This is a genomic window from Micromonospora sp. WMMA2032 (assembly GCF_002688545.1).
GTDB lineage: Bacteria > Actinomycetota > Actinomycetes > Mycobacteriales > Micromonosporaceae > Micromonospora > Micromonospora sediminicola.
In genome coordinates, this window is sequence record NZ_CP024052.1 from 2990760 (window position 1) to 3002875 (window position 12116).

General features: G+C 71.7%; 17 protein-coding genes. All 17 read left to right on the forward strand.

Annotated features, from left to right (window positions below; all coding sequences use genetic code 11):
- Nucleotides 1–19: 19 nt before the first annotated feature.
- Nucleotides 20–1249, forward strand: coding sequence for a DUF935 family protein (locus CO540_RS13305; protein ID WP_157779115.1), 1230 nt, complete (start codon nt 20–22; stop codon nt 1247–1249).
- The gene (locus tag CO540_RS13310; RefSeq protein ID WP_099162285.1) at nt 1249–2568 is read left to right on the forward strand and encodes a head maturation protease, ClpP-related; all 1320 of its coding nucleotides are present in this window, start codon (nt 1249–1251) and stop codon (nt 2566–2568) included. Before CO540_RS13305 ends, CO540_RS13310 begins: the two co-directional genes overlap by 1 nt.
- A gap of 3 nt (nt 2569–2571) precedes the next feature.
- Complete coding sequence (locus CO540_RS13315; protein ID WP_099162286.1) at nt 2572–2940, forward strand: capsid cement protein; 369 nt, start codon at nt 2572–2574, stop codon at nt 2938–2940.
- A gap of 12 nt (nt 2941–2952) precedes the next feature.
- Nucleotides 2953–3876: a hypothetical protein gene (locus CO540_RS13320; protein WP_099162287.1), complete on the forward strand. Its 924-nt coding sequence runs from the start codon at nt 2953–2955 to the stop codon at nt 3874–3876.
- A gap of 1 nt (nt 3877) precedes the next feature.
- Nucleotides 3878–4102, forward strand: a complete 225-nt coding sequence (locus CO540_RS13325) for a hypothetical protein (RefSeq protein WP_099162288.1) — start codon at nt 3878–3880, stop codon at nt 4100–4102.
- A 2-nt stretch (nt 4103–4104) separates the two neighbouring features.
- Nucleotides 4105–4476, forward strand: coding sequence for a hypothetical protein (locus tag CO540_RS13330; RefSeq protein WP_099162289.1), 372 nt, complete (start codon nt 4105–4107; stop codon nt 4474–4476).
- 1 nt (nt 4477) lies between these two features.
- Entirely contained in the window at nt 4478–4864 is a 387-nt protein-coding gene (locus tag CO540_RS13335) for a hypothetical protein (protein ID WP_099162290.1), read from the forward strand.
- 16 nt (nt 4865–4880) lie between these two features.
- Nucleotides 4881–6017: a hypothetical protein gene (locus tag CO540_RS13340; RefSeq protein ID WP_099162291.1), complete on the forward strand. Its 1137-nt coding sequence runs from the start codon at nt 4881–4883 to the stop codon at nt 6015–6017.
- An 11-nt stretch (nt 6018–6028) separates the two neighbouring features.
- A complete protein-coding gene (locus tag CO540_RS13345; RefSeq protein WP_157779116.1) occupies nt 6029–6436 on the forward strand; it encodes a DUF6093 family protein in 408 nt (135 codons plus the stop codon).
- The gene (locus tag CO540_RS13350) at nt 6436–6831 is read left to right on the forward strand and encodes a hypothetical protein (protein WP_157779117.1); all 396 of its coding nucleotides are present in this window, start codon (nt 6436–6438) and stop codon (nt 6829–6831) included. Before CO540_RS13345 ends, CO540_RS13350 begins: the two co-directional genes overlap by 1 nt.
- On the forward strand, nt 6828–7235 hold the full coding sequence (locus CO540_RS13355) for a hypothetical protein (protein WP_099162294.1): 408 nt from the start codon (nt 6828–6830) through the stop codon (nt 7233–7235). The genes CO540_RS13350 and CO540_RS13355 overlap by 4 nt, the downstream gene beginning before the upstream one ends.
- Nucleotides 7236–7262: 27 nt before the next feature.
- Nucleotides 7263–7469 (forward strand): hypothetical protein, encoded by a 207-nt coding sequence (locus CO540_RS13360; RefSeq protein ID WP_099162295.1) that lies wholly within the window; start codon nt 7263–7265, stop codon nt 7467–7469.
- A complete protein-coding gene (locus CO540_RS13365; protein ID WP_099162296.1) occupies nt 7466–7975 on the forward strand; it encodes a hypothetical protein in 510 nt (169 codons plus the stop codon). The genes CO540_RS13360 and CO540_RS13365 overlap by 4 nt, the downstream gene beginning before the upstream one ends.
- Entirely contained in the window at nt 7972–8550 is a 579-nt protein-coding gene (locus CO540_RS13370; protein WP_099162297.1) for a hypothetical protein, read from the forward strand. The genes CO540_RS13365 and CO540_RS13370 overlap by 4 nt, the downstream gene beginning before the upstream one ends.
- Before the next feature lie 74 nt (nt 8551–8624).
- Nucleotides 8625–8912 (forward strand): hypothetical protein, encoded by a 288-nt coding sequence (locus CO540_RS13375; RefSeq protein ID WP_157779118.1) that lies wholly within the window; start codon nt 8625–8627, stop codon nt 8910–8912.
- A 3-nt stretch (nt 8913–8915) separates the two neighbouring features.
- Nucleotides 8916–11171: a hypothetical protein gene (locus CO540_RS13380; protein ID WP_099162299.1), complete on the forward strand. Its 2256-nt coding sequence runs from the start codon at nt 8916–8918 to the stop codon at nt 11169–11171.
- Nucleotides 11172–12116 (forward strand): phage tail family protein, encoded by a 945-nt coding sequence (locus CO540_RS13385; RefSeq protein WP_099162300.1) that lies wholly within the window; start codon nt 11172–11174, stop codon nt 12114–12116. It abuts the gene before it with no gap.

Genomic DNA, 12116 nt, shown 5'->3' on the forward strand with positions numbered 1-12116 from the left:
CGTGGCGAGAGGGGGCACCGTGACCGCGCCGATATCGGAGATCGGGTACGCGCACAGCGGGACCACCGGCCAGTGGTGGGAGCAGCTCGACGACGAGCCGACGCCGGAGCTGCGCTGGCCCCGGTCGGTGGCCGTGTACGACGCGATGCGCACCCAGGACGCGCAGGTGGCCTCGGTGCTGCGGGCGGTGTCGCTGCCGGTGCGGCGTACGCCGTGGCGTATTGACGCGACGGGCGTGCGGCCTGAGGTGGCCCGGCTCGTCGCCGAGGATCTCGGCCTGCCGATCGCCGGTCAGCCGGACGATCCGACGGCGGAGCGGTCCCGTGACCGCTTCTCCTGGCCCGAGCATCTGCGGCAGGCCCTGCTCATGCTGGTATTCGGTCACTCGTTCTTCGAGCAGGTGTACCGGATTCAGGACGGGCGGGCGCGGCTGCGGAAGCTCGCCCCGCGGATGCCGCGCACGATCGAGCGGGTGGATGTGGCCGACGACGGCGGCCTGGTCAGCATCACCCAGTTCTCCGCGAAGGTCGGCCGTGTTCAGCGGCCCATTCCGGTGGGTCGGCTGGTGGCTTACGTGCACGACCGTGAGGGCGGCAACTGGCTGGGTCGGTCGCTGCTGCGGCCGGCGTACAAGCATTGGCTGATCAAGGATCGGTTGCTGCGGGTGCAGGCGCAGACGATCGAGCGCAACGGCATGGGCATCCCCGTGTATGAGGGCGCCGAGGGCGAGGACGACCTCACCAGGGGTCTGGCGATGGCGAAGGCGTGGCGGGCCGGTGACTCGGCTGGCTCGGCGACGCCGCACGGCGCGAAGCTGCGCCTGGCGGGCGTGGAGGGCAGTCTGCCGGACGCGAACCCGGCTATCCGCTACCACGACGAGCAGATCGCGCGGGCGGTGCTGGCGCACTTCCTGAACCTGGGCACGCAGACGGGCTCGTGGGCGCTGGGCACGACGTTCGCGGACTTCTTCACCCTCAGCCTTCAGACGCTCGCCCAGCAGGTCGCGGACGTGGCCACGCAGCACATCGTCGAGGACATCGTCGACCTGAACTTCGGGGAGTCGGAGCCGGCGCCGCGGGTGGTGTTCGACGAGATCGGTTCGCGGCAGGCGGCCACTGCGCAGGCGCTGAAGATGCTCGCCGACGCGGGGATCCTGCTGCCCGACCGGTCGCTGGAGGAAGCGGCCCGGCAGCAGTTCGGGTTGCCCGCGAAGGACTACCCGCCACCTGGCAACGATGGAGGAGCGTGATGAAGGCGCAGGCCAAGATGCGTGATCTGCGCAGGCCGGGCCCGTCCCGTGCCTCGTCGCAGCGGGCGGTGGCCCTCACCGGGGCCGAGCCGCCCCGGTCCTGGTACCACATCCAGGCAGCCGCCCAGCCGCCCGCCGAAGACCCGGAGTCCACGCCGGCGGGTGGCGCGGACGTGTACGTGTACGACACGATCGGCGGCTGGTTCGGGCTCACCGCCGATGACTTCGTGCGTGACGTCGCCGCGCTGGACGTCGACGAGATCCGGCTGCACCTGAACAGCCCCGGCGGGGACGTGTTCGAGGGCGTGGCCATCGCCAACGTGCTGCGCCAGCATCGGGCGAATGTGACTGTCCTGGTGGACGGGCTCGCCGCGAGCGCCGCCTCGGTGATCGCGATGGCCGGCGACGAGGTCGTCATGGGCGTCGGCGCCCAGATGATGATCCACGACGCGTGGGGTGTGTGTATCGGCAACGCCGAGGACATGACGAAGATGGCGCAGATGCTGGCCACGACCAGCGACTCCATCGCCTCCACCTACGCGGCCCGCACCGGCGGCACCACCGAGCAGTGGCGGGCGCTGATGCGCGACGAGACCTGGTACACCGCCGAGGAGGCGGTCGCCGCCGGTCTGGCGGACCGGGTCGCGACGGACGCCGACAACGGGTCGGCGACCGGCGAGCAGGTAACCCCTGGCGGGTCGGGTGGCTTCTGGGACCTGTGGGACTCGTACGCCTCGGCAGACCGTTTCGATCTCAGCGCGTTCCGGCACGCCGGCCGCGCCAATGCTCCGGCGCCCGCCATGGCGGCGCGTCGTGCCCCGTCCGCGCCCGCGGGTGGGGGAATCACCAACCAGGAGAGGAGCCGCGCCGTGGCGTTCAGCGACGAGCAGCTCACCAACCTGCGGACGCGGCTCAACGTCGCCGACGATGCGGACGAGGCCACCATCCTGGCGGCCCTCGACGCGGCGCTCGGGGAGCGGTCCGCGCCGCAGAACGCGCCGGGCACCGTGGTGCTCGACGAGGCCCAGCACGCCCAGCTGCTCGCGGACGCCCGCGACGGCCGGGACGCGCGGGCGCAGCAGATGCGGGAGCAGCGCGAGCGGACCGTGCAGGCGGCGGTGTCGGACGGGCGGATCCCGCCGGCGCGTGCCGAGCACTGGCTGAACCAGCTGGAGGCCGACCCGGGCGCCGCCGAGGTGCTCGCGAAGCTCAAGCCGGGGCTGGTGCCGCTCAACGAGATCGGCTACGCGACCGACAGCAGCGAGGCCACGACCGCCGAGGACGCCCTCTACACGTCCGTGTTCGGCAAGGAGGACTGACCCATGGCCGACTACATCCCCGTGTTCAAGCCGGGCTGCGACATCACCCTGACTGCGGGAGCCGCCATCAACGGCGGCGAGCTGGTCTACGTGTCCGCCGCCAACACGGTCCAGAAGACGTCCGCCGCCACCGCCGCGTGGATCGGCGTCGCCACCACCGACGCCGCCTCCGGCGCGAAGGTCGGTATCACCTCCGGCGGCGTGCAGGAAGTCACCGCGTCCGGATCGGTCGCCGTCGGCGACGTGCTGATCCCGGCCGCGGCCGGCAAGGTCGCCGCGATCGGCGCCGGCACCAACTACGCCCAGGTCGTCGGCGTCGCCCTCACGGCGGCGGCGGACGGCGCCAAGACCCGCGTCAAGTTCGCGCGCTGACGGGAGACCACCATGCCGATGACCTACCCGCCCGCGGCGCCGAGCGTCACGGGTGACATCACCTCGATCCACACCCTGCTGCAATCCCCGACCCTCATCGCGCGCCGGCTGCGCACCCTGGCGGAGCAGCGGTTCATCTCCGACGCGCTGCTCACCGGCCGGTTCGAAGCCACGGGCGGCGCGATCCAGTACGAGCAGGCCGACTCGATGTACACCGACCGGACGCCGGAGATCGTGCGACCGGGCATGGAGTACCCCCTCGCGGGTGTCGGGATCGGCCCGACGCAGATCGCCGAGGTGCAGAAGTGGGGCCAGGACGTCCCCGTCACCGACGAGTCGATCAAGCGGCTCAAGCGCAACCCCGTCGACCGGGCGTTCATCAAGCTGGTCAACCAGATGGTGAAGCAGGTCGACTCGGTGTCCCTCGCCGTGATCGCTTCGACGGTCACCGCCACCGCCGCCGCGGCGGCCACGTGGACCACCGCGACCGCCAAGCAGATCTTCTCGGACGTGGCGCTGGCGAAGGCGAACATCCTCGCCCTCAACGAGGGCTTCGACCCGGACACCGTCGTGGTCAGCGACTTCGCGTGGACGTACGCGATGGCGACGTTCGCCGACGCCGGCTACCTCCCGCGCGAGGACGGCAACAGCCCCGTCCTGACCGGCAACTTCCCGGTCATCGACGGGATGCGGTGGCTGTCCAGCCCGAACCTGCCGACCGCCAACACCGCGCTGGTGCTCGACTCCACGCAGCTCGGCGGGATGGCGGACGAGAACCTCGGCGGCCCGGGCTACGCCGGCGCTGCGGCCGGCATCGAGACGAAGTCGATCCGGGACGACGACCGCGACAAGTACAAGCTGAGGGCCCGCCGCGTCACGGTCCCGATCGTTATCGAGCCGGGCGCCGCCCGGAAGATCACCGGACTGGGGGCGTGACATGGCGAAGGTCGTGACCGCTGCCGTCGTCGTCGTGAAGGGCGAGGACGGCTTGCAGCGCTACTACTACCAGGGCTCCACTTTGCCCGACGAGCTGCCCAAGGACGAGGTGCAGCGCCTCGTCGACGCCGGGATGGTCAGCGGCGAGAAGGAACTCACCGCCCAGCCCGACGGCGCTGCGGCGCCGCGCGAGGCGAAGCCGGCGGCCCGGCAGCCGAAGGCCTGACCGTGGCGGATCTGTTCGACCTCGGGGACCTGCCCAGCTGGTTGCAGGTCCCCGAGGTCGACGCGGAGACGGCGATGCGGGTCCGCCGAGCGGCCAATGGGTGGTTGCAGAACGCCACTGGCCTGACGGTCTGGCCGGATCCGGTTCCAGACCGGCTGTGGGCGTGGGCGGTGGAGCTGGCGGCGATCGCGTTCCGGAACCCGGCGGCGGCGCTCAGCGAGCGGGTGGATGACTACGAGTACGCGGCGGACCGGGCGCGGCGCGCGGAGATCCTGGCGGACGCGCGGCGCGCATACCCGCCAGCCGGGTCGGGACCGCAGTGGTCGTTCCCGGAGCCGGACTGGTCGTGGACGAGCAGCACGGTGAGGGGCTGAGATGGCACTCGGGTTGAGCGCGGCGAACGCGAACGCGATCCTGAACGCCCTGTGCCGGGCGACCGCGTTCACTGGACCGGCGGCGCTGTGGGTGAAGCTGCACGTCGGTGACCCGGGTACCGGGTCGGCGAACGCGGCCGGGCACACCACGCGGATCCAGGCGACGTTCGGGTCGGCCGCCTCCGGTGGCGCGATCTCGAACACGTCCGCGCTGTCGTGGTCGAACGTGACCGCGGCGGAGGACTACACGCACTTCTCGGTGTGGGACGCCTCGACGGCCGGGAACTTCCAGTTCTCCGGCACGATCTCGGCGAACGCGATGCAAGTCGGCGACACCTTCCAGGTCGCCGTGGGTGACTTGGACGTGACGCTGCCGGTCGCAGCCTGACCCCTGGGGGCGCGGCATGGCCACGCGGCTGTACTACGTCGCCTCCACCGTTCCGTCGCTGTCTCCGGCGTTCGACGCCGGGTGGGCGGACACGTCCACGGCGGTGCGCCGGCTGCTGTCGACGGCGAAGGCGGCGGGCACGGAGACGCTGTCGGGGACGGCCGCGGAGACCGGCCCGTCGTACTCGCTGGCGGTGCAGTTGCAGACGCCGCCGCTGGACGTGCAGTTCCTGTCCGGGAACGTGACGGTGATGTCGCGGGGCCGTGAGCTGGCGGCCACGGCGAACGTCAACAAGCGGGCCCGGGCGGTGAAGCTGTGGGCCGCTGACGGCACGCTGAAGGCGACGCTGAACGCCTGGTCGGCGACGTCGTCGACGACGGAGCTGTCGACCACGATGTCGGGGCAGACGCACGCGGTGACTGCCGCGGTGACGAACCTGGACATCGCCGCCGGTGACGTGATCACCGTCGAGGTGGGCTACGGCGTCGGCACGTCGGGCACGTCTCCGCAGTGGGAGATGGTGCTCGGTGGGACGGGCACGGATCACACGTCGGGGGCGACGAACGACACGGCGGGGTCGGTGCCGTGGCTGGAGTTCTCCGACGACCTGGTGTTTCTGCCGCCGGGCAGCACGGTGCCGGGTTCGGCTGAGGCGGCACTGTCGTTCGGCGCCGCAGCGTCTGGTGTACGGGTGGTGCCGGGTGTCGCCGGCGCGTCGTGGGGCTTCTCCGCCGCCGGATCGGGTGCGCGGCTGGTCGCTGGTGCGGCTGGTGCGCCGCTGGGGTTCTCCGGTGTCGCGGCTGGTGTCCGGGTGGTTCCTGGCGCCGCAGTGGCGTCGCTGGCGTTCTCCGCCGGTGGGGCGGGTGTCCGGGTCGCGGTGGCCGCCGGTGAGTGCCTGCTGGGTTTCACGGCCGCCGCTGCTGGGGCTCGGGTTGTCCCGGGTGTGCTGGGGGCGGTGGTCGGGTTCGAGGCGGCTGCGGCCGGTTCGACGGTGGTCGTCGGTGTGGCGGTGGCCGGGTTCGACTTCGCCGCGGCGCTGGTGGGCAGTTCCCGGACGCCCGGCGCGGTGGTACCGCGTCCCGACGCGGGTGTGGTGGCTCGGCCGGTGGGTGTGGTGGCTCGTCCTGACGCGGGTGTGGTGGTCCGACCGTAGGGGGTGGCGTGGTGCTCGCTGGGGTGCTGGCTCGTGGTCGTGCTGCTGCTGAGGCGCTGATGACGGATGAGTGTGTGGTCGAGGCGGTGACGGGTTCGACGACGGATCCGGAGTCGGGTGAGGTCGTCGAGACGGTCGGCGAGGTGTACGCGGGCCGGTGTCGGGTGCAGCAGGGTGCCTCGCGGGGCGGCGTGAGCGCGGCTGCGGTGGAGGTGGGAGAGGCGGATCTGCTGATGCTTCAGTGGATCCTCCAGCTTCCCTTGCTCGCGTCGGTTGGTGTCCGAGCTGGGCATCGGGTTCGCATCGTGGAATGTCGCAGCGACCCGGACCTTGAGGGGCGGGCGTTCCATGTCCGGTCGGAGTTCGCGAAGTCGCATGCGACCGCGCGGCGGCTGGGCATCGAGGAGGCAACAAGCTGATGGATGTGGATGTTGCTTTCGTAGAGGTGAGGCGCCTGGCAGAGGCGCTTCGCGCGGCTCCGGACGAGGCTCATCGAAACTCGCGTAAGGCGGTCTCGTTCACTGCGTTCGGGATCAAGAAGGCCGCCGCGCAGTTCGCCTCGGGCATCGCCCACGCACCGCACTACCCGCGTGCGATCACCTACGACGTGACCGACCTTGGGGTCGGCGTAGGTACGGCGGGTGAGATCGGCCCGGATAAGAACCGCCGCCAGGGGGCGCTGGGCAACTTCCTGGAGTACGGGGATCCGCGCACGCCGCCGCAGCCTCACCTCGGCCCGGCGTTGGACCGGTGGTCGCCGGACTTCGTCGCCGGGCAGGAGAAGGCCGCTGCGGACGCCCTGGAGGCGCTGTGAGCGACGACCCGCACGCTGTTGCGTTCCTGGGCCGCCTGCGCGCGGTGGCCGGGCTGAGGGTGTTCCCCGACGCCGACGGGAACACGCCGACGGCTGCGACGCCGCTGCCGTACGTGGTGGCGTGGGTGTCGGTGCGCTACGACCTCGGCCCCACCCTCGACGCCCGGTCCACCCGTGCGGTGGCCACGGCGACGGTGCATTCGGTGGGGGCGAACGACACGGCGGCGCGGATCACCGCCGGGAGGGTGCGGGGCGTGCTGCTGGATGTGGTGCCGGAGATGACCGGCAGGCGGGCGTTCCCGATCCGCCACGACGACTCCCCGCCGGCGCGTCCGGATGAGTCCACGGGCCGGCGGGTGTTCGACCAGATCGATCTGTACCGCTTGGAGTCCCTGCCGGGGTGACCGGCACAACCTGATGGAGGAGGGGTCGTGCCGGACCTGGTGCGTATCCGAGACAACAGCAGCAAGACCGAGGTGACCGTCGGCCGCCGGCGGGCGGAGCAGCTCGCCGAGCGCAGCAAGGACGTCGAGATCCTCGACGACGCGGCGGCGACGGACCGGCTGGGCCGCCCCCTGCCGGCCAGTGACACCACCACCAAGACCGCCGTCAAGACCAGCAAGGAGCAGGCCCGATGACGTCCCCGCTGCCGGTGTCCGTCCCCACCGACGGGACGATGCGCGTCGACTTCGTGACCACGATCGCCGACCTGACGGCGCCGAAGGCCGCCACCGAGCTGGGGGCGGTGTCGTCGCAGGAGCTGGCCGGGTACATCACCGGTGACGGCTGGTCGCCGTCGGGTGAGCAGGCCACCGTGACCGACGAGCGGCTCGCCACGACGCAGACGTTCGAGCAGCCCGGCCGCAAGACCAAGTCCCTGACGGTCACGTACGTGCACAACCCGGACGACGCGGCGAACAACGAGGCGTACCTGACCCTCACCGAGGGTGTGAAGGGCTACCTGGTGGTCCGCTGGGGTGTGCCGCGCGGGCAGGCGTGGGCGGCGGCGGACATCGTGGACGTGTGGCCGATCACCGCCGGTGAGCCGATGAAGAACTACAACGGCGCCAACAGCGTGCACACGGTGACGCAGCGGCTGTTCGTGACCGGTGACGTGGTGACGGACGCGGTGGTGGCCGCGTGAGCGACCCGGACGCCATCCTCACCGGCGCCCGGCTGCCCGAGGACCGGGTGCCGGTGTGCACCCGCGCCGACCTGATGGTCGAGTGGAAGCGTCTCGCCCAGCAGTTGGGTGAGGCGAAGGTCCGCGACGCCGCCGACCCGCGGATGGGCGGCGGCGCCACGGCGGCGCTGGTGGAGCGGATGGAGACGCTGCGGGCGGAGATCGAGGCCAGCACCGTCGAGTTTCGCCTCCGCGGTCTGCCGCGGAAGCGGTGGAACGAGCTGGCCGAAACCCACCCGCCGCGTCAGGAGGGCGGGAAGGTTCACGGCGACGACGTGGACCTGGGCGCGAACCGGGAGACGTTCCTGCCGGCGCTGGTCCGCGCGTCGACGGTAGAGCCGAAGCTGAAGGACGAAACCTGGGCCGCGCTGCTGGATCCGGAGGGCGAGCTGCTCGGGGTGCAGCAGTGGCGGAAGCTGTGGCGGTCCTGCTGGAACCTCAACGTGCAGGAGCTGGACCTCCCTTTCTCCGTCGCCGGATTGCTGACGAGGCCGGCCTCCGGCAGCGAGTCCGGCTCGCCCGAACCCTCGGCGTAGCTCCCCGCCGGCTCGACGGGTGGGAGCCGGCGACGGTCTACGAGTACGACGAGCGGGGCCGGCTGGTGCGGTCGGTGCCGGAGTCGGAGTGGAACGACCAGCAGCTCGCGTTGATGGTTGCCCTGGAGGAGTACGAGGACGGGCAGTGCCGCCGCTGTGGGCATGAGCTGGCCGAGTCCACGGACCCGGGCAACGACTACAACAACCCGTTCGGGTCGGGCTTCTACGCGCCGCTGCCGGGCACGCCCGTGCAGTGCCACGCCTGCGCCGCCCTGGAGCGGTCGGAGCAGCAGGCGGCGGCAGGCAACCCGCAGCACCCGGGCGCGTTGATGCACGCCGTGCACCTGGTTCGGAGGGGGTGAGTCGTGGCCCGCACCGTGAAGGTTGGCCTGTCGGTGGACGAGGCTCCGTTCGTTCGGGGCATGAAGCGGGCCGAGGCTGCCGCGGAGGGGCTGGAGGACGCCCTCGACGACGTCTCCGGTAGCGCCCGGGACGCCGCTGGGGCGACCGGTCGGGCCACCGAGGCGACGGACGACCTGGGTGACTCGGCGAAGGACACCGGCCGTGACCTGGACCGCCTGCGGGCGGACGCGGCCCGGCTGGACCGGCAGATCGACGAGACGTCCAGCTCGATCCGTGAGCTGGCCCGGCAGATCGCTGCGACCTCGGATGAGGCCGAGCGCGTCGACCTGACGAAGAAGCTGCACATCGACCAGCGGACCCTGCGTCAGCAGCTCAACCTTCGCGAACTGCTTGAGGTGGAGGCCGACGACGCCGCTGTCGGTTTCGCGGGCCGGTTCGGTGCCCGCCTGGGTCCGCTGATGGCGTCGGCGCCGCTCGGCTCCGGTGCGGGTGCTGCGGGTGCTGCGCTGGCCGCGGCGATGGCGCCGACGCTGGGCGCCGGGGTGGCGGGCGCGGTGATCGGCGGCTCTGCCGGGCTGGGCATCATCGGCGGTGCGGTGCTGGCCGCCCGGGACGCCCGGGTGCAGGCCGCCGGTAAGGATCTGGGCGCGTTCATCCTGGGTGACCTGGAGAAGCGGGCGTCCGCGTTCGCGCCGGTCCTGCTGGACGCGATGGACGATGTCCGGGCCGGCTGGTCGGACATGGGCGAAGACCTGTCGCGGATCTTCGGCGCTTCCCGGCTGGCCGATCCGCTGGTCGCCGGCATGATTTCCGGCACGAAGCGGATCGTGGCGGGTATCGCCGACGCGGTCGACGAGGCCGACCCGGTGGTCAACGCCCTCGGTGCCAGCTTTGACCGGCTGGGCGACGCCGTGGGTGACACCTTCTCGACGCTGGCCGACGACGCCGACGAAGGCGCGTCGGCGCTGAACGACCTGACGGTGGCGACGTCGAACCTGATCCGCACCGTCGGTGGGATCGTTCACCTGGCGGCGGCCGTCAAGGGCTACGCCGACAACGTGGACGTGGCCATCGATCGGGGCCGGTACTGGCTTGAGGACTGGATGTCCTCCGGTGGGGTGCTGGAGCACTTCGGGATCCAGCTGGATCTGACGGCGGACGGCTTCCGGGCTGGCACCGCCGAGGCGGAGGCGTACCGGGCGGCGACGACCGGTGTGGCCGACGCCGCCGACTTCGCCACGCTGAAGGCTGCCGGCCTGACGGATGCGCAGATCATCGCGGCGGACGCGTCCGGCACGTACCGGTTGCAGACCGAGAGCGCGACGGACGCGACTCACGGGCTGGCGGCAGGGTTCGCCGACGGCTCGCAGTCGGTGGAGGAGTTCACGGCCCGCCTTGAGGACATGAACGCCGCCCTGTACGAGCACGTCAACCAGAACCTGAGCGCCGAGCAGGCGAACATCCGCCTGGAGGAGGCGATCGACAACGCCGCCGAGGCGGCCAAGGACGGCGCGAAGAAGGGCATCGACCCGAACACGGAGGCCGGGCGGCGCAACCGCCTGGCGCTGCTCGGCATCGCCGATGCGGCGGTTGGCAGCGCCGAGGCGATCCTGGAGCAGACCGGTTCGCAGGAGTTGGCGTCGCAGGCCACCGAGCGGGGCCGGGCTGCGTTCCTGCGGTCCGCCACGGCGATGGGTGTGTCGAAGAAGGAAGCCATCGAGCTGGCGAACAAGCTGTTCGGCATTCCGAAGGAAGTTGAGACGAAGGCCGACTTCCAGCCGGACAACAAGGGTGTCTCGGACTGGAAGGCAACCCTGTCGGGGATCCCCCGCGAGATCTTCACTTCCGCCCGCCTGCGGGCGATCGTGGATGTGGATGTGCGCCGTGAGCAGGCCACGGAGGCGACCGGCCGCCGCTGGGGTGGTGTCGTCGAGCACGCCCAGTGGGGTCGGCTGCGTGAGGCGCAGATCGCGGCGCCGGTGTCTCCGGCGCGGTACGCGTGGGCGGAGCCGGCCACCGGCGGGGAGGCGTTCGTGCCCAGGTTCGGTAACCGGGAGCGGTCGCTGGGGATCCTGTCGCGTGCGGCCCGCTGGTACGGCCAGCAGATGGTGCCGGCCGGCGGCGGCGCGGGTGGCGCCGGGCAGCAGATCACGAACCAGTTCTACTGGCAGCCGCAGCAGGCGGTGGCCAGCATGGCTGACTTCGAGGGCTTCCAGCGCAGGCAGGACGCCCTGACTCGGGTGGGGAGGCCGCGGTAGATGCCCGTCCTCGTCGGCACGATCACCACGCCCACCCCCACGCCGCCCGGCGGCCCGACCACACCCGCGCGGCCGGCGGACCCGGGCCGCCCGTACCTGCTGTGGATCGCCCCCGACGGCACCGAGGTGCACCTCACCTCCGACGACGAACTGCACTTCGCCCTCGATGACTGGTCGAACGTGACCGGTGTGGCGCCGGTGAGCATCGTCGCCGACCCGCACCCCCGCGGTGGTAGCCGGGTGCGGCACATCCAGCCGCAGCCGCGGGTGATGGCGATCCCGGTGCGGGTCCGCGCCGACACGCACATGGAGCTGGTGCAGGGGTGGCGGTTCATCGGGACCAAGTTCGCGCAGACCCGCCGGCTCGGCCCGGGGGTGTTGCGGCTGCTGCGGCCGGACGGCACCGGGCGGGACATCCTGGCGTACTACCAGGCGGGGATGGACGGCGAGCCGGGGCAGGGTCACACCTGGGACACGGCGGTGCTGTCGCTGTACTGCGAGGACCCGTTCTGGCGGTCGTCGCAGCCGGTCAGCCTGCCGTATGCCTACCTGGGCTCGGCGGTGTCGTACCTGAACCCGTACCTGACGGTGACCCCGTCGAACATCCTCGGCTCGACCACGGCGGTGAACGACGGGGACGTCGAGGCGTGGCCGGAGTGGGAGATCACCGGCCCGGCGACCGGCCTGACGGCGACGAACGACACCACCGGTGAGGCGTTCACCCTGACGGCGACGCTGACCGCCGGGCAGGTGGCCCGCATCACGACGGACCCGCCGACCGTGCGGGGGCCAGGTGACGCGATCTGGACGGACAAGCTGTCGTGGCCCGGCGCCGTGCTGTGGGGCCTTCAGCCGGGCCGTAACGACGTGACCTTCAGCGTGGCGGGTGCGTCGTCGGCGACCCGGCTGGTGCTGTCGTACGTCCCTCGATACGAAACGGCGTGA